Source organism: Hyphomonas sp., from assembly GCF_041398385.1.
Taxonomy (GTDB): domain Bacteria; phylum Pseudomonadota; class Alphaproteobacteria; order Caulobacterales; family Hyphomonadaceae; genus Hyphomonas.
This window is the reverse complement of record NZ_JAWKUW010000003.1, coordinates 39,853-60,632: the sequence shown is the minus strand read 5'-3', so window position 1 is coordinate 60,632 and position 20,780 is coordinate 39,853. Positions and strand designations below refer to the sequence as shown.

21 protein-coding genes and 1 tRNA gene are annotated in these 20,780 nt (G+C 62.8%); 7 read left to right on the top strand and 15 right to left on the bottom strand.

Going from position 1 to position 20,780, the window contains the following annotated elements; genetic code table 11:
* Positions 1 to 7: 7 nt before the first annotated feature.
* The 7 genes from R3C13_RS07350 to R3C13_RS07320 all read right to left on the bottom strand — a co-directional run bounded on the left by R3C13_RS07350 (position 8) and on the right by R3C13_RS07320 (position 6,038).
* Entirely contained in the window at positions 8 to 1,006 is a 999-nt protein-coding gene (locus R3C13_RS07350; RefSeq protein ID WP_371310167.1) for a pseudouridine synthase, read from the bottom strand.
* A gap of 25 nt (positions 1,007 to 1,031) precedes the next feature.
* A complete protein-coding gene (locus R3C13_RS07345) occupies positions 1,032 to 1,439 on the bottom strand; it encodes a hypothetical protein (protein ID WP_371310166.1) in 408 nt (135 codons plus the stop codon).
* 508 nt (positions 1,440 to 1,947) lie between these two features.
* Entirely contained in the window at positions 1,948 to 2,913 is a 966-nt protein-coding gene (locus tag R3C13_RS07340; RefSeq protein WP_371310165.1) for a lysophospholipid acyltransferase family protein, read from the bottom strand.
* Positions 2,910 to 3,905, bottom strand: a complete 996-nt coding sequence (gene lpxK, locus R3C13_RS07335) for a tetraacyldisaccharide 4'-kinase (protein WP_371310164.1) — start codon at positions 3,903 to 3,905, stop codon at positions 2,910 to 2,912. The genes R3C13_RS07340 and lpxK overlap by 4 nt, the downstream gene beginning before the upstream one ends.
* The gene (locus R3C13_RS07330; RefSeq protein WP_371310163.1) at positions 3,905 to 5,164 is read right to left on the bottom strand and encodes a 3-deoxy-D-manno-octulosonic acid transferase; all 1,260 of its coding nucleotides are present in this window, start codon (positions 5,162 to 5,164) and stop codon (positions 3,905 to 3,907) included. The genes lpxK and R3C13_RS07330 overlap by 1 nt, the downstream gene beginning before the upstream one ends.
* Complete coding sequence (locus tag R3C13_RS07325) at positions 5,161 to 5,895, bottom strand: lysophospholipid acyltransferase family protein (protein ID WP_371310162.1); 735 nt, start codon at positions 5,893 to 5,895, stop codon at positions 5,161 to 5,163. Before R3C13_RS07325 ends, R3C13_RS07330 begins: the two co-directional genes overlap by 4 nt.
* A 68-nt stretch (positions 5,896 to 5,963) precedes the next feature.
* Positions 5,964 to 6,038: transfer RNA gene (locus R3C13_RS07320), tRNA-Val, on the bottom strand.
* 503 nt (positions 6,039 to 6,541) lie between these two features.
* Here R3C13_RS07320 and R3C13_RS07315 point away from each other — a divergent pair.
* On the top strand, positions 6,542 to 6,784 hold the full coding sequence (locus R3C13_RS07315) for a hypothetical protein (RefSeq protein WP_371310161.1): 243 nt from the start codon (positions 6,542 to 6,544) through the stop codon (positions 6,782 to 6,784).
* Here R3C13_RS07315 and R3C13_RS07310 read toward each other — a convergent pair.
* Complete coding sequence (locus R3C13_RS07310) at positions 6,781 to 7,461, bottom strand: HAD hydrolase-like protein (protein WP_371310160.1); 681 nt, start codon at positions 7,459 to 7,461, stop codon at positions 6,781 to 6,783. The two genes, R3C13_RS07315 and R3C13_RS07310, sit on opposite strands and share 4 nt — an antisense overlap.
* 83 nt (positions 7,462 to 7,544) lie before the next feature.
* Here R3C13_RS07310 and glmU point away from each other — a divergent pair, with 83 nt between their 5' ends.
* Genes glmU through gor form a run of 3 tightly spaced genes read left to right on the top strand, consistent with a single transcriptional unit; the run spans position 7,545 to position 11,069 of the window.
* Positions 7,545 to 8,915, top strand: a complete 1,371-nt coding sequence (gene glmU, locus R3C13_RS07305) for a bifunctional UDP-N-acetylglucosamine diphosphorylase/glucosamine-1-phosphate N-acetyltransferase GlmU (protein ID WP_371310159.1) — start codon at positions 7,545 to 7,547, stop codon at positions 8,913 to 8,915.
* Between the two features lie 4 nt (positions 8,916 to 8,919).
* Entirely contained in the window at positions 8,920 to 9,618 is a 699-nt protein-coding gene (rpiA, locus tag R3C13_RS07300) for a ribose-5-phosphate isomerase RpiA (RefSeq protein ID WP_371310158.1), read from the top strand.
* A gap of 53 nt (positions 9,619 to 9,671) precedes the next feature.
* Complete coding sequence (gor, locus tag R3C13_RS07295; RefSeq protein ID WP_371310157.1) at positions 9,672 to 11,069, top strand: glutathione-disulfide reductase; 1,398 nt, start codon at positions 9,672 to 9,674, stop codon at positions 11,067 to 11,069.
* Between the two features lie 3 nt (positions 11,070 to 11,072).
* Here the strand turns inward: gor and R3C13_RS07290 are convergent, their stop codons facing one another.
* Positions 11,073 to 12,380 carry an AAA family ATPase gene (locus tag R3C13_RS07290; RefSeq protein ID WP_371310156.1) on the bottom strand — a complete coding sequence of 436 codons (1,308 nt, stop codon included), beginning with the start codon at positions 12,378 to 12,380 and terminating at the stop codon, positions 11,073 to 11,075.
* A gap of 146 nt (positions 12,381 to 12,526) precedes the next feature.
* Here R3C13_RS07290 and R3C13_RS07285 point away from each other — a divergent pair, with 146 nt between their 5' ends.
* Positions 12,527 to 13,906, top strand: coding sequence for a class II 3-deoxy-7-phosphoheptulonate synthase (locus tag R3C13_RS07285; RefSeq protein WP_371310155.1), 1,380 nt, complete (start codon positions 12,527 to 12,529; stop codon positions 13,904 to 13,906).
* Here R3C13_RS07285 and R3C13_RS07280 read toward each other — a convergent pair whose 3' ends face one another.
* On the bottom strand, positions 13,907 to 14,203 hold the full coding sequence (locus R3C13_RS07280; protein ID WP_371310513.1) for a hypothetical protein: 297 nt from the start codon (positions 14,201 to 14,203) through the stop codon (positions 13,907 to 13,909).
* 260 nt (positions 14,204 to 14,463) lie between these two features.
* Here R3C13_RS07280 and R3C13_RS07275 point away from each other — a divergent pair, with 260 nt between their 5' ends.
* Positions 14,464 to 15,876, top strand: coding sequence for an MATE family efflux transporter (locus R3C13_RS07275; RefSeq protein WP_371310154.1), 1,413 nt, complete (start codon positions 14,464 to 14,466; stop codon positions 15,874 to 15,876).
* Between the two features lie 39 nt (positions 15,877 to 15,915).
* Here the strand turns inward: R3C13_RS07275 and R3C13_RS07270 are convergent, their stop codons facing one another.
* The 3 genes from R3C13_RS07270 to R3C13_RS07260 all read right to left on the bottom strand — a co-directional run bounded on the left by R3C13_RS07270 (position 15,916) and on the right by R3C13_RS07260 (position 18,225).
* Complete coding sequence (locus R3C13_RS07270; RefSeq protein WP_371310153.1) at positions 15,916 to 16,182, bottom strand: HU family DNA-binding protein; 267 nt, start codon at positions 16,180 to 16,182, stop codon at positions 15,916 to 15,918.
* A gap of 100 nt (positions 16,183 to 16,282) precedes the next feature.
* Positions 16,283 to 17,200: a hypothetical protein gene (locus R3C13_RS07265; RefSeq protein ID WP_371310152.1), complete on the bottom strand. Its 918-nt coding sequence runs from the start codon at positions 17,198 to 17,200 to the stop codon at positions 16,283 to 16,285.
* Between the two features lie 2 nt (positions 17,201 to 17,202).
* Positions 17,203 to 18,225 carry an NADP-dependent oxidoreductase gene (locus tag R3C13_RS07260; protein ID WP_371310151.1) on the bottom strand — a complete coding sequence of 341 codons (1,023 nt, stop codon included), beginning with the start codon at positions 18,223 to 18,225 and terminating at the stop codon, positions 17,203 to 17,205.
* Between the two features lie 157 nt (positions 18,226 to 18,382).
* Here R3C13_RS07260 and R3C13_RS07255 point away from each other — a divergent pair, with 157 nt between their 5' ends.
* Positions 18,383 to 19,306 (top strand): Gfo/Idh/MocA family protein, encoded by a 924-nt coding sequence (locus R3C13_RS07255; protein ID WP_371310150.1) that lies wholly within the window; start codon positions 18,383 to 18,385, stop codon positions 19,304 to 19,306.
* On the opposite strand, the gene pth is transcribed toward R3C13_RS07255, so the two are convergent.
* Positions 19,303 to 19,917 carry an aminoacyl-tRNA hydrolase gene (pth, locus tag R3C13_RS07250; RefSeq protein WP_371310149.1) on the bottom strand — a complete coding sequence of 205 codons (615 nt, stop codon included), beginning with the start codon at positions 19,915 to 19,917 and terminating at the stop codon, positions 19,303 to 19,305. The two genes, R3C13_RS07255 and pth, sit on opposite strands and share 4 nt — an antisense overlap.
* 98 nt (positions 19,918 to 20,015) lie before the next feature.
* The gene (locus tag R3C13_RS07245) at positions 20,016 to 20,639 is read right to left on the bottom strand and encodes a 50S ribosomal protein L25/general stress protein Ctc (protein ID WP_371310148.1); all 624 of its coding nucleotides are present in this window, start codon (positions 20,637 to 20,639) and stop codon (positions 20,016 to 20,018) included.
* Positions 20,640 to 20,780 lie beyond the last annotated feature (141 nt).

Genomic DNA, 20,780 nt, shown 5'->3' with positions numbered 1-20,780 from the left:
GGCCGTCTCAGCGGGGCTTGGGTCGTTTCCTGCCGGGAAGCTTAGCGGATGGAGGCTTGCTGCCAAGGCGTGACTTAGCGGCAGGATGGCCCGGCCGTCCGGTGCGTCCCATGCCGGGCTTGGCACGGGTTTGCGGCCGTTCGGGCTTCGCCGGTTCAGCCATGTAAAGGCTTCCGATCGCCTGCTGCATCAGGTCCGGCGGCACTTCATCCACCTGGCCGGGCTTCAGGTCGGCCAGTTCAAACGGGCCATAGGCCACGCGGATCAGGCGGTTGACGATCAGGTCAACGGCTTCAAGTGCCCGGCGCACTTCGCGTTTCTTGCCTTCCGAAAGGGTGACAGTGAGCCAGTTGTTCGCGCCGGTTTCCCGGTCCAGCACGGCCTTGATCGGCTGGTACTTCACGCCCTCCACCGTGATCCCGCCGGCCAGCTTCTGCAGCTTTTCCGGCGTTACCGTTCCATGCGCGCGAACGCGGTAAGTCCGCTCCAGCGCGCTTGATGGCAGTTCCAGCGCCCGGGCGAGCGCGCCGTCATTGGTGAGCAGTAGCAGGCCTTCCGTGGTCAGATCGAGCCGCCCCACGGTCACGACACGGGGCAGGCCCTTGGGCAGTTCATCAAAGATCGTGCGGCGGCCTTCAGGATCGGAATTGGTCGTGATCAGGCCGGAGGGCTTGTGATAGCGCCAGAGGCGCGTCGCATCCGGGGCAGCAATGGTGCGGCGGCCGACGCGGATCAGCTCTTTTCCCGTTACCTTGAAGGCGGGCGAGGTCAGTTTGCGGCCGTCAACCGTGACCTTGCCTTCCTCGATCATCCGCTCGACTTCGCGGCGCGAGGCGACGCCAGCCCGGGCGAGATATTTGGCGATGCGTTCGCCTTCGCTCCAGTCTTCAGTCTGGGCTGCAGGTTTGGCGGATGGCTTGCCGCCCTTCCGGGATGGGGGGCGTTTGGCGTTCGGGCCGGTCGCAGGCTTCCGGCGCGGGCGGCCCGTCTCTCGACGCTCCGTCATGGCGTGATCCTTTCAGGATGTGATGTCAGCCCGTGAACTGCGCCAGCGGCGCCGCGATGGCAAGGCCGAGTATGAGTTCCACGGCAATCCAGACCGGCATCAGCCCCGCCTCGCGATTGCGGTTCCGGTCGAGCATGAGTGAAAGCAACCGGCCGAGCCCGGCGCCGATCCATCCTGCCGCCAGCGGCAGGACGGCCATGACGGAAAAGACTGGCGGCATTTTCAGCACGATCACGAGCGCCATCAGGTGGGAGAACAGGAACAGGCCGCCATAGGTGGCGCGGAATTCGGAAAAGCCGCCTGGCTTCAGCGGGTCGGAATCCTCCATCAGCCGGACCACGCCAGCTGCCCAGTTGGGCACGAACATGGCGCCGAGGCCAATGATAGCCCCGAACAGGAGCGCAACGCTTGAAATGACTTCGCCGTAGTGCATGCGGCCTCCAATGATCTGTTGGGAGAGTTGTAGGGCGGTTTGCCGGAATGTCGAATTGCCGATCCAGTCCAGCAGGCGTTCCCCAATTAAATGCTGCTTTGAGTAAATAAATGTTGCGGCCTGAAAATTTCAGGGCGGGTGCATCCATTCCGGCCGCTCAAAGCCTCTTACCTGCAAAGCCGGAGCAGTTCCGGCAACGGACGAGACACACAAGGACTGACGCGATGAATACTCTCAAACTTGCCGGGGCGGCTTTGCCCCGAACCCTTCCGCTCGCGCCCATGCTGGTAATTTTCGGCCCTGCACCAACAGATATTGGTGTTGCTGCGAATGATGACCGCATCGAGCGGCCGAGCCTACTAGAACGTCGCCGCAGACGCCTCACTCGCCGCGCCCAGCACTGATCCGGTCACGGAAGTGACAGCAGTGAGTTTCCGGACTCTCTCTCCGGATAGCCCCCGCGCCACACGCGCCACTCAGGGCGGTCCCTTCAGGGACCGCTCATTTTTCAGGTGACGCCGGCCGCCTTCCACGCCTCTTTTGGCCAGCGGCGGTGTTGCCAGAACCATTGGCCGGGATGCGCGCGCACCTGCGCTTCCAGGAACTGGTTGATCCGCGTAACCGAGCGCAGGATGTCCGCATCCTGATCGCCTGTATTTTCAGGCACGAACGGCTCATGGAATTCGATGCGGAAGCGCGCCGGCGCGGTCCGTGTCGTCGATACGAGCACGATCGGAACCTGGTATTTGAGCGCGAGGCGCGTCGGGCCGGGCGCTGTCATGGCGTCATGCCCGAAAAATGGCACAGCAATGCCTTCGCGGAATTTCTGGTCGTTCATCAGCGCTATGGGAGAGCCCTTGGCGAGCGCACGCATGAGTTCGCGCGTGCCGATGCCTTTCGGCGCATTGATTTCGGTGCCGTATTCATGGCGCAGGTCAGAGACGCGCTTGTCAATATAAGGATTGTTCAATGCCCTGTAGGTCATCACGGCATGAGGAATGCGCTTGGTGATGGCCGCAGGCATGATTTCCCAATTGGCAAAGTGACCGGACACGAAAACTGCGCCTTTGCCGCTATCCCGGATCCGGTCGAGCACATCCAGGCCGACAATGTCGACGCGGCCCGACGTATACGGATCGATCTTCGGCAGGTGCGGCAGCTCTCCGGCCGTTCGGCCTGCAGACTCCCATGCGGCCAGTGCGGTTTCCTCAACCTGCTGCTCCGTCCAGTCCGGAAATGCGAGGCGGAGGTTGCGCTTCGTCGTCTTGTGTTGGGAAAGGAGCGGACCAATTTTCCGGACGATCCAGCCGCCGAAGTCGGATGCCTTGTCCGGCCCGAGCGCCTTCATAGGCGCCCAGTAGATCACGTCCCAGGCCAGCGTTTCCAGCCGCCATTGCAAGCGCTGCCAGAAGCTGGCGCGATTATCCACGTCTTTCGGGCGGACATAGCCTTGCTGGGGATCGGTTCCGCTCATGCTTTCACCGGGTCGATAAGAGGCGCGAGCAACGCCTTGAGGGCTGCTTGATCCTCAAAGCGGGCTTCGACCGGAAAGGCAAGGATGCGCTGCTGTTCGCCTGCAGGCAAGCGCACATGGTCTTTAGTCGTGGTGATCAGCCGGGCCCCGTGATGGTCTGCCAGCTCGTTCAGGAACTTCAGCTCGCCCGACGTGAAAACATGATGATCGTCATAGGGCACGCCTTCACGAAGATCTGCTCCGGCCGCTTTCAGGGCGTCGAAAAACTTGATCGGGCGACCGATGCCGGCGAACGCCACGAGGGGGCCGTGAGGAACTTCGGAGGATGGCTGCACCTTCGCCCGCAGGATCGGCAGGCGCGACTTCTGAACGGCGGTAAGTTCCTTGCCTTCACCCATGAGGATGACAGCCTGCGCCCGCGCGAGGCCGTCGGCGACAGGTTCGCGCAAGGGGCCTTTGGGCAGGACAAAGCCATTGCCGAATGGTGCGGCGGCATCGATTACGACGATAGACAGGTCTTTGGCGAGCGACGGGTTTTGATGGCCGTCATCCATGACGATCAGCTCGACACCGTCCGCAGCCATTGCCTGTGCTGTGGCGACCCTGTCGCGCCCGATCCAGGTTTCGCCCGACAATGCGAGCATCAGGGGCTCGTCCCCCACGTCCGACGCGGCATGGCGCGAAGGATCCACGCGCAGCGGCCCGGCCTGGTTGCCGCCATAACCGCGCGACAGGCTTGCGGTGCGCAGCCCGGCCTCCGTGCCTGCCTTGCGCAGCGCTTCGACAATGGGTGTCTTGCCGACGCCACCGACAGTCAGGTTGCCGACGCAGATGACACGTGCCGCGGCTCTCTCCGGCGTAGCTTTTGCGAGTTTGCGGCGAATGCCCCAGGTGTAGAGCAGGGCAAGCGGTGTCAGGAGCAGTCGGGTCAGCGGTGCGGCTTCACGGGATTTCGGATCCAGCCCGGCGGCCCAGAAATGGGGGGCTTTCATCAGCTCGCCCCGTTGCCGGGCAGGAGCGGGCGCAGCGCTTCCAGCGTCACCTGCATCGGCTCATCCGCTTCGTGGGCGAGGAGGTCCAGCGACGCGGTGGAAGGCGGCGGCATTGTCGTCAGCGCCCGCCCGATGGCTTTCGGGGTCTTCAGCAGGCGGATGAGGTTACGTTCTTCGAGGTCTGAAATCATGGTGGCGAAGTTGAACACGTCCGGACCGGACACGACCGGCTTGCCGAGACGGATCGGTTCCAGAGGATTGTGGCCGCCGACATCCGGCGTGTTGCCGCCACCGAGATAGACGGAATCGGCAAGGCGATACCAGAGACCCATCTCGCCCATTGTGTCGGCCAGCAAGACGCTGGTTCGCTGGTTTGGGGCATCGCCCTTTGACCGTCGCGCGAAAGGCAGGCCGCGCGCGCGCAGCAGGTCCGCAATGTCTGCGCCTCGCTCGGGATGGCGCGGTGCGATGATGAGGGCTGCGTCAGGGATCGCTTTGACGGCGTCGAGGAACAGCGCTTCCTCACCGGGGTGGGTCGAGGCCGCGAGATAGCATTTCCGCTGTCCCTTGAAGGTCTCGTGCAGGCGGCGAAGTTCGACGTCATTCGCGGAAGGGGGCGGCAAGGCCGACTTCAGGTTCCCGGCCAGCGTCACCGGCTGGCCAATCAGCGACGCGAGCCGTCGGGCCGTGTCTTCATCGGCGGCGAGCACGGCATCGAACTTGCCGACAAGATACTTGAATGTCTGCCGGGCGCGCATCCACCCATTGGCCGACTTTTCGGTCATTCGTCCGTTTACCAAAGCGCGGCGTGCTCCGATACGCTCGGCTTCAAGGATGAGGTTCGGCCAGATCTCGCCCTCGCCGAAAATGCAGAGATCCGGCCTCCAATGGCGGATGAACCGGCGCGCGGCGGCCGGCGTGTCGAGCGGGGCCATCTGGTGGAAGGCGTTTCGCGGCAGCCGCGGTTCAATCAGCCGGGCCGAGGTCAGCGTCTGGCTGGTAAAAAGCAGCATCAGGTCCGGCCGTTCGGCCAGCAACCGGTTGCCCAGTTCCAGAAGCAGGCTGGTTTCCCCTACACTGGCGCCGTGCAGCCAGATCAGCGGTGTGCTGCTGCGGCGCGCCGGCATTCGCTTGGCATAGCGCTCGTTCAGGCGAAGATAGTCTTCCTTGCCGGCCGCCGCGCGCCTGCGCAGGACGAACCCGGCGAACGGAGCGAGAGCCCCGGTCAGGAAGCGGTACGCATGCAGCGCAGGGGTCATCGAGGGACGGAATCCGTTCTGGGTCTTGCACGACGTGCCGCCAACATATCAGCGCGGTGGGTCGCGGCATCAAGCTGTTCCTGCAAGAGCGATTCCAGCTCGCCCATGTGCTGGTCCCGATCCGTTTCGATCGGCGGACCCAGCACGATACCACCGCGGGAAAAGGGCAGCGGCAGGATCAGTCGGTCCCAGGTGTCGAGTCTCCATGCTGGCGCCACGGACAGCGCATAGGGAACAATCGGCACACCCGCGCGCTGGGCAATCATGATGGCGCCCAGGCTGACCTTCTGCGCCGGGCCCCTGGGGCCATCGGGCGTTATGCAGACAGCATATCCGCTCTTCAGCAGGCGAACCGCCTCGGCGATGGCCCTCATGCCGCCCTTGTCCTTTTTCTTCCGCCGGTTCGCTGCGGACCCTCTGATCGCGTGGAGATCCAGATGGTCAATGGCGCGGGCGACGGCCTCTCCGTCCGCTGACAGGGAAATCAGCATGGCGCCACGGCTGATGCGATGTTTCCAGCTGCGGACAACACGCACCCATCCAGCAGGCATCAGCAAGATCCGCGAGTGCCAGGCTGCGACGACCACACCATCATGCTTATGCCAGACCGCCCGGGCCGCTTCGTCGATTTCGATCTCCCACCGCACAGTGCGGGCGACCAGTTCCATCCATGCCCAGATGAGCCGGCCGAGTATGGCTGCAACAATCGGAGAACGGAGCAGGGACTTCATCTGGCGGCTTATAACGCCCTTTTCTTTCCGAACCATAGATAGGCTGCCGATGCGGCGGGGCCGTGGAATGGTGGGCGATACAAGGTTCGAACTTGTGACCCCTGCCGTGTGAAGGCAGTGCTCTACCACTGAGCTAATCGCCCGGCCCGGAAGAAGTGCGTGGGGTAATCTGACTGACTCGCGAGGTCAAGCGGGGAAAGCTGAGCCGTCTGCCATCCGCCTGTGTCCCCCATTCGGGGGACATACATCGCTAGTTTCGAATACTCTAAATGCATGCCTCGTATGCATAGGTATACGTTTCTGCATGATGTCACGGAATTCGCGCCGGATCCGGTTTTTCGCAGGATTACACGATGTCACCAGTATGAGGGACAGGTATTTTGCAGAGACTTTGCGGTTTTTTGCACATAGGGTGCCATTTGTGTTGGCGCTAACAGCGAAGATGAGCATACGTTCAGAATGAACAATTGTTCATCGGATAACATTACGCGTGTTTCATTCGATTTAGGTCTTGAGATTGCGCTGCAACATTGTCATTTTGCAGTCACACAAGACGAACCGGAATGGTTCGCATGCGTAACCCTAAGAAGGACAGGCAGGAGCGGTAACGCTCCGGATAAAAAACAGCCTGGAGAGAGAGAAAAATATGAAAGACTGGTGTGACGAAGAAGGCGCCAAGCGCCTTCGCGAGAAAATTGCTGCTTACTGGGCCGAGCGTGGCTACGAAGTGGACGTGGATCTGGTGGATGCCGGATTTGTCCCTGCCATGCGCAGCGCCCGTACCGATGTTCGCAGCAACATGATTAATGGCATGCCCCGCCGCCGCATCAATCAGGATGCAGCAGCTGGCCGCCAGAGCTACCGTCCGCGCTCCGAAGCGACGGCTTAGCCGATGAGGCGCGACAGCGCCGAAGGCAATTCCGAGTAGTGCGTGATTACGGCATCTGCGCCGATTTCATCGACTGACTCGATCTCGTAACCGAACGGTACGAAAATGAAGGGCAGTCCGGCATTCCGGGCTGCCCTTTCGTCTGTGCGGCTGTCGCCGACCATGACAGCGCGCGCCGGGTCGCCACCGGCCGCGATGACAGTGCGGACAATGTGGTCGCCATCGGGTTTCCGGTTGGGAACGCTGTCGGCACCGAGGACTGCCGCGAAACGAGGTGTCAGGTCGAGCGCGTCCAGCAACTGGTCCGTCAGATCCTGCTTCTTGTTCGTGCAGACGGCCAGCAGGGCGCCGGCGCTGGCCAGTTCACCGAGGATGGCCTCTGCCTTGTCGAAGGGGCGGGAGCCTTCTGCAATGTGCGCTGCATAATACACAAGGAAGCGTCTGAAGTGGGCGTCCAGCACGGGCTCTTCCGGGTCTACCCCGCGAAAGCGCAGGCCCTTTTCGATCATCGCGCGGGCGCCGTGCCCGATCATGGTTGCGATCAGGCTGAGATCGACTGGTTCGAGACCGTCCTGTTCGAGAACATGGTTCAGGGCCCCCAGAAGGTCAGGGGCCGTATCCACCAGCGTTCCGTCGAGATCGAAGACGATCGTCCATCCATCCAGCCATTTTGTCATCGCGTGCCTTATTCCTTACTCGCCCCTCGCCTTGAATCGTCCTTTGGTCTAGGCGATGGGGCTGCAGAATACGAGAGGGCCAGATGACCCAGCTGACGAGAGACCGGGCCGCCGTGATCCTTGCCGCCGGCAAGGGGACACGGATGAAGTCCGCCCTGCCTAAGGTGATGCACGCGGTCGCCGGCCGGCCGATGGTGGACTGGTCGATTGACCTGGCCCGCCGGGTTGGCTGTTCGCGGATCGTGGTGATTGCCCATCCCTCGCAGGATGTTCTGGTGGACCACATCGCCCGCCATGCGCCGGACGCGGCAGTGGCCTTCCAGGATCCGCCCATGGGCACCGGGCACGCGGTGCGCTGCGCTGAGGACGCCCTGGCGGGATTCCAGGGGGATCTGGTTGTCCTTTACGGTGACAGCCCGTTGATCCCCGCGACCGCTATAGATGACTTGTTTGCCACTCTGGATGACGGTGCAGCCCTCGGCGTTCTGGGATTCGACGCCGTTGAACCGGGGCTTTATGGCCGCCTCATAGTGTCACATTCCAGTGAACTGGAGGCTATTGTGGAGGCCCGTGAGGCCACCCCGGAGCAGCTGAAAATCACCCTTTGCAACTCCGGCGTCATGGCCGGGCGGGCCGAAACTATGTTCCGGCTCCTGCAAAAAGTTACAAACCAGAATGCCAAAGGCGAGTACTACCTGACCGACCTTGTCGGCCTTGCGCGGGCCGAGGATCGCATCTGCCGGGCGGTCCGCTGCGCCGAGGACGACCTGATCGGCTGCGACTCCAAGGCGGACCTCGCCGAGGCCGAGGCGATCTTCCAGGCCCGCCGCCGCATCGAGGCAATGGATCAGGGCGTGACGCTGGTGGCGCCGGAGACCGTGTTTTTCTCCTATGATACGATTGTGGACCCCGATGTTGTGATCGAACCGAATGTCGTATTCGGCCCCGGCGTGCATGTGCGGTCCGGCGCTCGCATCCGGGCGTTCAGCCATCTTGAGGGCGCGCGCGTCGGCCCGGGCGCGCAGGTCGGCCCGTTTGCGCGCCTGCGCCCTGGCGCGGTGCTGGAGGCGGACGCCTTTGTCGGAAACTTCGTCGAGGTGAAGAATGTCCGCATGGGCAAGGGCGCCAAGGCGAGCCATCTGTCCTATCTGGGCGACGGAACAGTCGGGGCTGGCGCGAACATCGGTGCCGGCACGATCTTCTGCAATTATGATGGCTACTTCAAATACGAGACGAAGATCGGTGAGGGCGCGTTCGTCGGATCAAACTCCGCGCTCGTCGCACCGGTGACGATCGGTGCGAACGCCTATGTCGGCAGCGGCAGCGTGATCACGAAGGATGTGGCGGCCGGTTCGCTCGCCGTCGGGCGCGCCCGGCAGGCAGGCTATGAGGGCTGGGCATCGGCGTTCCACGAAAAGATGGCGGCCAAAAAGGCCGAAACCAAAAAGGGCTGACGGAATGGCGAACGAGCTTGAAAAGGAAAACGCGGCGATCGCGGCGATGGAGTTCGTCGAGGACGGTATGACCATCGGCCTCGGCACCGGCTCGACGGCCAAGTTTTTCGTCGACCTGCTGGCCGAGGAAATCGCGGACGGCCTTGTCGTGCGCTGCATCGAGACGAGTGAGCAGACGCGCCGTCAGGCAGAGAGCCTCGGCGTGCCACTGATCCCGTTCGAGCAGGTGGACCGGATACACCTGACCGTGGACGGGGCCGATGAGGTCGACCAGGCGGGCAATCTCATCAAGGGCGGTGGCGCGGCGCTGTTGCGCGAGAAGATCATCGCCAATGCCAGCGATCACATGGTGGTGATCGCCGACCCGTCGAAGCAGGTCGAACGCCTCGGCCAGTTCCCCCTGCCGGTGGAAGTCACGCCTTTCGGCTACACGATCACGGCAAGGAAGGTGTACGACGTCCTGGTGGCCAGCGGCATCGAGCGGCCGCGCGTGGAATTGCGGACGCAGCCCGACGGAAAGCTCGTCGTCACCGATGGCAGCAACTATATTCTCGACTGCCACTGCCAGCGCATCCCGGATGCCGAGGCGCTGGCCGCGCGCCTGTCGAATGTGCCGGGCGTCGTCGAGCACGGATTGTTTATCGGGATTGCGCGCACGATCATCATTGGCAATGAGAACGGCGCTACCGTGTTTGAATTCTGAGCCCTGCGCCCACATATCCCGCCTTCCGATATATTTTTCCAAGGACATGACTCATGGCTGAGCACGCTTACGACTTCGACCTGTTTGTGATCGGAGGCGGCTCGGGCGGCGTGCGTGCCGCGCGCCTTGCGGCGCTGACCGGCGCGAAAGTGGCGATTGCCGAGGAATACCGGATGGGCGGCACCTGCGTCATCCGCGGCTGTGTGCCCAAGAAATTCATGGTCTATGCCAGCGCCTATGGCAAGGACATCCGCAAGGCGGCCGGCTATGGCTGGAGCGCGGGGGAAGTATCCTACGACCACGGAACATTCGCCAACGCCATGCATGCGGAAGTCGACCGGCTGTCCGGCATCTATTTCCGCAATCTCAAGAATGCCGGCGTCGAAATCCTGGAGGAGCGCGCCGAGTTCGTTGACGCGCACACGCTGCGCCTGAAGACTTCGGGCAAGGAAATCACGGCAGAAAAGATCCTGATCGCCGTCGGCGGCCGGCCATGGATGCCGTCGCCGGACGAGATTCCGGGGATCGAACATGCCATCACCTCGAACGAAATCTTCCATCTTGAAGCGCTGCCGAAACACATCGTCATCGGTGGCGGCGGTTACATCGCCGTCGAGTTTGCGCATGTCTTCGCCGGGCTCGGCGTGCCGACCTGCCTCGTCTATCGCGGTGAGGAAGTGTTGCGCGGTTTCGATGCGGATATCCGCACCGCGGTACATGAAGGCCTGAAGGAAGCCGGTGTGCGCGTCATCACCGGCGCTGTGTTCGACCGGATCGACAAGTGTGAGGGTGAAGACCTGCCGCTGCGCATCAGCCTTTCCAATGGGGGGCATATCGATGCCGATGTCGTGATGGGCGCACTCGGGCGCCGTCCGAACACGGACGGCCTTGGGTGTGACGCCGCCGGCGTGGCGCTGGACGATAATGGCGCCGTGGTCGTGGATGAATGGTCGAAGACCAATGTAGACAATATCTGGGCCGTCGGCGACGTGACCGACCGTGTGGCCCTGACGCCGGTGGCGATCCGCGAGGGGCACGCCTTTGCGGAAACGGAATTCTACCGAAGGCCCTGGCATTTCGACCATGCGGATATTCCGACAGCCGTGTTCACCCAGCCGGAGGTCGGCACGGTTGGCATGACCGAGGCACAGGCCCGCAAGGAACATGGCGCGGTCGATATCTACAAGACGAACTTCCGCCCGATGAAAAACATGCTGAACGGCGACATGAGCCGGGTGCTGATGAAGATTATTGTGCGCCAATCCGATGAGCGCGTGCTCGGCGTCCATATGGTCGGCGATGATGCGGCTGAAATCATCCAGGCCATCGGCATCGCGATCAAGATGGGTGTAACCAAGCCGGACTTCGACCGCACCTGTGCTCTGCACCCCTCCGTGGCGGAGGAGCTTGTCACGATGCGGACGAAATGGGTTCCTGAAGAAACGGGCTGACGATCAGCTGCGCGCCTCTTCCAGCTCGTTCAGTTCCAGCGCAATCGCCTTCAGGCTTTCGCGGATGGGCTTCAGGCCACCGCCGCGGCCGGAGTGGATGGTCAGCTGCTTCCAGGCCGGCTGGCCTTCCTGCGGCGCTTTTACGGCGAGGTGGCGGGACCGGGGCAGGGCGGTGCGCATCAGGGCTTTCGACAGCGGGAAGCCGGCGATTGCATCAAACGCGCCGTTGCGGGCATCGGCCTCGAAGGTCGACTGTTCCGACCGGCCGACCGCATTGAACAGGACCGAGAGTTCCGGCCGCTTCTCCGGGGCAACCTGCTGCTGGATGACCTGTTGAAGCAGTTTCACGCCGCGCAGGGAATAAATGTCCGTGTACATCGGGGCAATGACCCGGTCTGACGCTTCGAGCGCGCAGCGGGTGAGGAAGGTCGCGTTCGGGTTCGTGTCGAACACGATGAGATCATATTCGCTGCGATAGTATTCCACGGTGCGCAGGAAATGCTGCTTGATCTTGTCGAGAGCCGTCTGGTCTGTCGCGAAGGCGTATTTGGAAATCTCGAACTGGCCGGAGATGAGGTCGAACCGGCCGGAGGGGCTGTTGCCGTCGGCCATGATATCATGGACGAGATAGGAGCGTGCGACCGGGTTGAACGGTTCCGTCGAGAGGCCGAGCCAGTTTTCCGCCGGGCTGACCGCATCGCGCGCCTGCAGGCGCGAGCGTTCGAACAGGGCGATGACGGACCGGTCCTTCGCCGCGCTCTCATCGGCAAAGTCCATGGAGTAGAAGGTCTGGGTCAGATTGTATTGCGGATCGAGGTCGATCAGCAGGACACGCCCGCCGATGGAGGCATGCCAGGCGCCGAAGACCTGCGCGGAAACCGTCGTCTTCCCGACGCCCCCTTTGAGGTTCATCACGGCGAAGACCGGGCATTTGCGCCGGTAGGCCTTCTGGACTTCCGCGACCAGCTGGTCGAGCCCGTCCGGCATGGCGTTCGAGAGGCGCAGATGGGGCTGGACCTCCTGCTTGAAGAAGCCGTTGAGGCGTGCCTTGTCGATCTGGTAGGGGATCAGCTTGAGGCCCCGGGCCTTCGCGCGCTCCACGTCCTGGCGGACCATTTTCGAGCGCACCGATGTGGCCGAAACCAGCACGATCATCGCGAACGCATCGTCTATGGTGGCGTTGTTGCGCTGGCGGTCATTGTCCTCGTCAGGGGCATACCAGTCCGGGATCGAGGCAGCCCGCAGGGCCTCATGCAGCTTCAGCAGATCGTCCAGATCCTGGGGGGCATGGCTGACATAGACGTGCGACATGGTTTCGCCCTTGTCCCTTAAGCACTGCCCCGCCTTGTTTTCTAAGGGAAGGACAACTGATTCCGCCAGCTTTCTGCTGTGAAATTATGGTGAAACTTGAGCAGTCGCCTGCCATGTGATTTATGCAGCCCAGATTGGAGCGCCCCATGAGCACCTGGACCCCCTCGGATTGGCGGAAACTGCCGGCCAAGCACATCCCGGAAGATTACCCGGATCCTGCTGCCCTTGCAGCGGTTGAGAGCCGTCTGCGCTCGTTTCCGCCGCTGGTCTTTGCGGGCGAGGCCCGGCGCCTGAAAGCGCGCCTCGGAGAGGTTGCGGCCGGCAAGGCTTTTCTGCTCCAGGGCGGCGACTGCGCCGAGAGCTTCAAGGAGTTCCATCCGGACAATATCCGCGACACGTTCCGCGTGATTCTCCAGATGGCGGTTGTCCTGACCTTCGCCGCGGCGAAGCCCGTCGTGAAAGTTGGCCGGATCGCGGGCCAGTTCGGCAAACCGCGTTCCGAGCCCATCGAGACCATCGATGGCGTGACGCTGCCCTCCTACCGGGGCGACAATATCAATGGCATGGACTTCACGCCCGAGAGCCGGATTCCGGATCCCGAGCGCCTGATGCAGGCCTATTCGCAGTCGGCGGCGACGCTGAACCTGCTGCGCGCGTTCAGCCAGGGCGGCTATGCCAGCCTTGCGAACGTGCATCGCTGGATGCTGGGCTTCGTCGACCGCAGCTCTCAGGGCGAGCGCTACGAAAAGCTGGCGGACCAGATTTCGGCCTCGCTGCGCTTCATGGAAGCGGTCGGCCTCAATGCCGAAACCGTGCCGCAGATGTCGCAGGTGGAGTTCTACACCAGCCATGAGGCTCTGCTGCTTGGCTATGAAGAGGCGCTGACCCGCATCGATTCCACGTCCGGCGACTGGTACGACACCTCGGCCCACATGTTGTGGATCGGCCACCGCACGCGGCAGCTGGACCATGCCCATGTCAATTTCTGCAAGGGCATCAAGAACCCGATCGGTGTGAAATGCGGCCCCGGCCTCGAGGCCGATGAGCTGATCCGCCTGATCGATGCGCTGAACCCGGATGATGAGCCCGGCCGCATCACGCTGATTTCGCGCTTCGGTTCGGACGGCGTTGCCAAGGGCCTGCCGCCGTTGGCGCGGGCCGTGAAGAAAAGCGGGAGGATGGTCGTCTGGTCCTGCGACCCGATGCATGGCAACACGCTGAAAACCGATAGCGGCTTCAAGACCCGTCCGGTGGACCGTATCCTGTCGGAGGTGCGCCAGTTCATCGACGTGTTGAACGCCGAAGGCTGTTATCCGGGCGGCGTCCACTTCGAGATGACCGGCCAGAACGTCACCGAATGCCTTGGCGGCGCGCAGGCGATCTCCGAGGACGACCTCTCCAGCCGCTACCACACCCATTGCGACCCGCGTCTCAATGGCGAGCAAGCACTGGAACTGGCCTTCCTCATCGCGGAGAAGCTGCAGGCGCTGGGCAACGGCACCGACGCAGCGCGCAAGACGGCCTGATCAGGCCGCCGACGCGTTCATCGCCAGCCATCCTGAATAGGCCGCATAGGCCGCGAGCATCGCGGCGCCTTCGATGCGTCCGATGTTCCAGCGCGACACCGTAACGGCGAACAGCATCGCCGTCGCGCCGATCATGACCCAGATGTCGAGATGGGCGATCTGCGGCGGCACCGGGATCGGCTTGACGATGGCGGTGACGCCGAGAATGCCGAGGATGTTGGCGATATTGCTGCCGACGACGTTGCCGACGTAGATGCCGGGAGAACCAGAATAGGCGGCCTGCAGGCTGGTGACCAGTTCGGGCGTCGACGTGCCGAAGCCGACAAGCGTCAGGCCGATCAGGAGGGGGGAGAGTGGATCCTGAAACCGCGAAAGAGATGGTGGGGCGCCCGCGCGGGAGGAAGAGGGGCATCAAAGATTTTGTTCAGCGGGGCCGTGTCGTTCGGGCCACCCTGTTCCAGGAAACGACCGGGCCACGTAGTTGCCGGTTGCATGGGGCAGTATTCTGACCCAAAAGCCCGGCTCGGCTGAACTGGCCGGTCTGGAAGGGCATTCCAATGAGCGGGCTTTCGCTGCCAGCCTGGGCAAGGCCGGCGGACATACTGGATTTGCTTCGGCTGTCTGTGCCGATTGCGATTTCGCGCATGGCGTGGATGCTCATGGGCATCACGGACGCGATCGTGCTCGGCCAGTATTCGCCGGAAGAGCTGCCCTTCGTCCTGAATTCCTGGCTGCCGGTCGGCGTGTCGCTGGGCTTCGGGCTCGGCATCCTGCTTGGCGTTCAGGTGCTGACATCGGAATTGATGGGCATCGGCCGGGTGGGAGAGACCGGGCGGATCTTCCGCCGGGGGATGATCGGTGCGGTGATCATCGGCGTGGTCCTGAGCGTTGTGGTGTACCTCGTCGCGCAGCCCTTGTTCCATTGGCTGTTCGTCGACATGGCGCCGGTATCGGAAGCCGCAGGCGAGACCGACCATGCCCATGTCGCTAACGCGACGGCAGCGGTGACGCGCATCCTCTCGACCTCGCTGCTCGGATTCATGATTTCGAATGTCTGTTCCTATTACCTCGAGGCCTTGCGCCGTCCGATCCTGGTGTCGGTCGTCAGCTATCTCGGCGTGACGGTGAACCTCCTGCTCGATCTTGCTTTTGTCGGCGGTTACTGGGGCTTCCCGCAGATGGGCGCGGAAGGGGTTGCGCTGGCAACAACCGCCTCGCGCTGGCTGATCTCGATCGTGCTGCTGGGCTGTGTCGTGGCGCTGACCCCGGCGCTGAAGCCGTCGCCGCCAGGGCCGGCCGACGAAGCGCGCCGGCAATATTCGGTCGGGGTGGGATCGGCCATCAGCAATATCGCGGAATGGGGCGGGTTCAACCTGACCTACATCGTTGCGACCTGGATCAGCCTCGCAGCGAACACCGTGTACGGATACTCGGTTCAGGTCGTCGGTTTCTGTTTCATGTTCTATCTCGGTATTGCCTCTGCGACGAGCGTGAGGGTGGCCGAAGCGTTCGGACGCGGCAATCGCAGGGAGGTTACGGATGCCGGACGGCTCGGCGTTGCCGCGACGATCCTGACTGGCATGGTTCTTGGCGGCATACTTGTCTGCTTCAACGATACGCTGAGCAGCCTCCTCGTGCGGCCGGATGCCATGCTGGACGGAATTGCGCTGGCCCCGGCGATCGCGTCCCTCTTGGTGATCGCAGCGGCGATGACGATATTCGACGGCCTGCAGGCCACGGCGTCCTTCGCCTTGCGTGCGCAGGAAATCGTCTGGCTGCCGAGCCTTATCCATATCGGCTCGTTCTTCCTGGTCATGCTGCCCGCCTGTTACTGGCTGGGTCTGGTTCAGGGCCGCGGAGCGCAGGGCATGATCGAAGGCGCGCTGATTGGCGTGCTGGTGGCCGGCCTGTTGCAGACGATAGCGCTGGAATGGAAAACGGCGCGCCCCGTAAAAGAGCGCGCCGCCTGAACTCGGTACTCAAATGCTCCGGAGGCGGAGCAGAAGACCCTAGAGGTCTTTCATCGCCGATGCCGGCTTGAACGATGCCGATGTCTTCTCCGGAATCTTGATCTGGTAGCCAGTGGCCGGATTGCGGCCGACGCGGGCATTGCGGGTCTTCGGCGCGAAAGTGCCGAAACCTGCGATGGCGACCTGCTTGCGTGCTTTCACAGCGCCAGCAATCGTGTCGAACACGGCATCCACCGCCTTGCCGGCGTCGCTTTGCGACAGGCCAGAAGCAGCGGCCACTGCCTTGGTAAGTTCACCCTTGTTCATAGGGGTTCTCCTCTGAGTTAAACGGCGATGCCCCGCCGTTGCGCCCGACTAGTCCACGATTCGGAAACTGTGAACACGCCAGAATCCCAATAAACACGGGCTAAACGCCCAGAATCCAGCCCTCTTCGGAGATTATTTTGACGTTTTTTCCCTCATCAGGCGAATTGCCTGTGGAAAACAGGGCCGCGAGCGCCCCTTTTTCGTCCAGACTGGCGTAGTGACTGGCGATTTCGCGCACCTGCGCCTCGTCCAGCGTTTCGCCTTGGGCGGGCTTTGCCTTGATCAGCGAGGGGTAGATTTCGGTCATCACGACACTGACGCCATCCAGCGAATCCTCCGTCAGCGGACCGGGCCCGGTCTCGAACGGCCAGATGCGGGAATTCGGCCAGTCCTGCCGCAGGGCGTGGACATGCGGGATGCCGGTCAGGGCCTGGCTGCCGACGCTGCCATTGCCATAGATCTGCCAGACCGATTTCGGCTGGCCGGCCTTTGCATCGCGCAGGGCCTGTTCCGTCATCCTGTGCTCGGCAACCGGCCGATCATCGGTAAACGGAGTTTTCGTGCCAGCCAGCGTATTCACCTGCTCATTCTTCGGCGCCCCCCAGAACGGGAAGGGGCCTTTCGAGATTGCATAGTTCATGCTGGCGGCGACAGCAAAGCGTGCCTTGGAATTGTTGTCGGGCTTGTCCTTCATCTTCGATGAGAGGTGCGCGTACATGGCTGACCAGGGCGGCATAGCGCCCGTGTCGAGGCTCAGGGCAGCCGCGGTTCCGGCCGGGAAGCCGAGCGGGAAGTCGAAGCCGATCAGAACCCGGTCGCCGCGCTTTACCAGCTTTTCCGTCAGATCCCGGATGATGTCGCGCGCATTGAGACGTGTCGGCGGGTTGACGGCGGTGAAGTGAAACTTCAACCGCGCATCCTTGGCCATGAGGCCAATCCAGATGGAATTGGCGCCGGTTGCCGGCTTCGACGCCGCGCTCCAGTCCACCATGATATAGGCGTCGAACAGACGGGCCATGATTATCCCAATTTGACGAGCATCTTGCCGGTATTGGCGCCGCTGAAGAGGCCGAGAAAGGCGTCGGGCGCCTTGTCGATTCCCTCCATTACGGTTTCTTCGAACTTCATCTGCCCTGACGCGATCCATTTGGCCATATCCGCAATGAAGGCGGGCTGCAGGTCGAAGTGGAAGGAGACGATGAAGCCCTGGATCTTCAGCTGCTTGCCGACGACCTGGATGATATTGTGCGGGCCGACCGGTGTGCCGGTCTCGTTGTATTGCGCAATCATTCCGCACTCGGCGAAGCGGGCCATCGGCCGGGCAACTTCAATGGCGGCGGTGAGGTGATCGCCGCCGACATTGTCGAAATAGACGTCGATGCCTTTGGGGGCGGCCTGTTTCAGGGCGGCGACGAGGCCGTCGAAGCCCTTGGCCTGCTTGTAGTCGATGACGTGATCGGCGCCGAGCGACTTCACGAAGGCGCATTTGTCCGCTCCGCCGGCCGAGCCGATGACGGTGCAGTTCTTGATCTTGGCGATCTGCACGACGGTCGAGCCGACTGCGCCGGCGGCGCCCGAGACGAAAACCGTGTCGCCTTCTTTGAGTTCCGCGATGCGAAGGATACCGGCATAGGCGGTGAGGCCCGGCATGCCCGCGATGCCGAGAAAGGCGCTTTCGGGCAGGCCCACTTCGGGCAGTTTCATCGTCATCGCGCTGCCGGGATCGGCCGTCCAGGCCGTGCGCCAGCCATTCATCGACTGGACGAGGTCGCCGACCTCGAAGCCGGGCGCTTTCGAGGCGGTGACGCGGCCGATGGCACCGCCGGTCATGGTTTCGCCGATGCCGAAGGGCGGGACATAGCTTTCTCGGTCATACATCCGGCCGCGCATATAAGGGTCGACCGACATCCAGGAGTTCTGCACCTGGATCTGGCCATCGGCAGGCTCTGGTACGTCCACGGTCTTCTTCTGGAAATCGGAGAGTTGCGGCAGGCCTGTCGGACGGCGGGCGAGGGCCCATTCGGTGGAGCTGAGCGTGGCCATGATGTTTCCTCCTGCTGTGTTCTTTGCGGTCTAAGTGGACCGGCAGGACGGCCCTGTGAAGGGGGGAAGGCAAAAGAATGGCGCTGTTATCCGTCTGAGCGCGGCCCTTGATAGAAATCCTGTTGGGTGCGATGGCGGAAGGACAGAGGGTCAGGACATGAAGAAGCTGAAGGTTGGCGTCGCAGGCGCCGGGGTTTTCGGGAACTATCACGCGCAGAAGGCCGCCGCCTCGGCGAAGACCGAGCTGGTCGGCGTTTATGATATCGACCTTGCACGCGCGACGCGGATTGCGGAGCAGTTCGGGGCGCGCGGCTTCGACAAGTATCCGGAATTTCTGGAAGCCTGCGAGGCGATCGTGATTGCGGTGCCGGCCACCTGGCATGAGGCGCTGGCGCATGAGGCCATAGAGGCGCATTGCCATGTGCTGTGCGAAAAGCCGCTGGCGCTGACCGGCAAGGCGGCGCGGCACCTTGCCGATGAAGCGGCTGCGCGGGGACGCATCCTTCAGGTGGGGCACCAGGAGCGGTTCGTTGCCAAGGCAATGGGCGTGCTGGCCATTGAGGAAACGCCGCTGCTGATCGAATCCGTCCGGTCCGGCCCGCCGGCGGCGGACAATCGGGCGGGCGATGTCTCGGTGATCTGGGATTTGATGATCCACGACCTCGACCTCGCGGCGATGATGCTGGGCAATGAGTTCACGGGCGTGACCGCGACGGGCAAGCGCGTCCATTCCCAGCATATTGATGAGGCGAAGGCGCAGTTCACTTATGCCAGCGGCGGCGTTGCCCGCCTGACTGCGAGCCGGGCGGCGACAGAACGTCAGCGGACGATGCATGTGGTTTACCCGTCGGGTGAAATCGCCATCGACTTCCTGACGCGCAAACTGGAAAACACGACGCCTTATGAAGTGCGCGTCGACATTGCGGCCGAACTGCCCGATCCGCTGGGTGCGGCCGATGAAGGCTTCTTTGCGGCCTGCCTCGGCGAGGCGCGCAGCCCGGTTCCGGCCCACGGGACGGTTGCAGCGGTTGCCATGGCGGAAGCGGCCGAGACGATCGCGCTTCAGCGGCTGAAGGTCTAGTCGTCGCCGTTCCGGCGGGCGGCCTGTTTCGGGTCGTGCTTCGGGGCGGGCGCGAGGCGCAGCACTTCGGTCTGGAACCGTTCGTCATCGCCATCGAGCAGGAAGCCAAGCGAATCCGCGATGGCGGTTTTCATCGGCTCGAACCAGTCGAGATCGGCCTTGGTGAAATCCGACAAAACATGCGGCATGACCATCGACTTGTCGCCCGGATGGCCGATGCCGATGCGGACGCGGCGGAAATCCTCGCCCAGATGGGCCATCATTGAGCGCACGCCATTATTGCCGGAATGACCGCCGCCGCGCTTTACGCGCAGCCGGCCGGGGGCAAGGTCGATCTCGTCATAGAAGACCGTCACGTCATGGGCGGGCAGCTTGTAGAATTGCAGGATTTTCGAGAGGGCGCGGCCGGTCTCGTTATAGAAGGTCTGCGGCTTGACCAGCAGAACCTTGTGCCGGCCGATCGTGCCTTCGGCGATCTGGCTTTCGAATTTCGCGCGCCAGGGAGAAAAGCGGAAACGGTCGTGGAGGCTGTCGATGAGGAGAAAGCCGGCATTGTGCCGGTTCTTCGCATAACGGTCGCCGGGGTTTCCCTGTCCGGTGAGGATCAGCATGAGGAAGTTGCCTCCTGCCCGGAAGAGTGAGGGGTGGGCGGCCCGCCGGGCACTTTAGTGCGGGCGGGCCGGTCCCGGAAGAACAGGTCGAAAGAGACTTAGTCTTCTTTCTTTTCTTCTTCTTCAGCAGCTGCTTCGGTGTCTTCGGTCTTGCCGCCGCGGCCCGCGATGGTCGCGATGGTGAAGTCGCGATCGGTGATCGTCGGTTCGGCATCGGCCGGAAGGGCGATGTTCGAGATCTTCACGTTGTCGCCGATTTCGAGCTTCGACACGTCGGCTTCCAGGAATTCCGGAATGTGGCCGGCCGGGACGAGCAGTTCGACGGTGTGACGAACCACGTTGAGCGTGCCGCCCTTCTTGAGGCCCGGAGAGACTTCCTCGCCCTTGAAGTGCACCGCGATTTCGACCTTGATCTTCTGGTCGTCGCGGACGCGGAACAGGTCGACGTGCATGGGCTGGTCGGTGACCGGGTGCATCTGGATTGCCTGCGGGATCACGAGCTGCTTTTCGCCTTTGTGGATCAGCGTGGCGGTCGAAGACAGGAAGTGGCCGGTTTCGATGGCCTTGATGACTTCGCCGCGCTTGAGGGTGATCGCCACCGGGTCAATGCCGCCGCCATACAGGACGCCGGGCACGCCGCCGTTTTTGCGGGCTTCACGGGCGCCACCGGTGCCGACGCGCTCGCGCACTTCGACATTGAACGTAATCTTTTGTTTCGACATGGTTTTTCCTTTCGTCCTCGACTCCGCCTCGCCTGTCCGGGGAGGTGAGAAGCTGACACGCACGGCCTTGCGCCGCCGTTTCTGAAGGCGCGCGGATAGCCCATCGCCTGTGGATTGGCAAGGGGACGGGGGCAGGGCCTG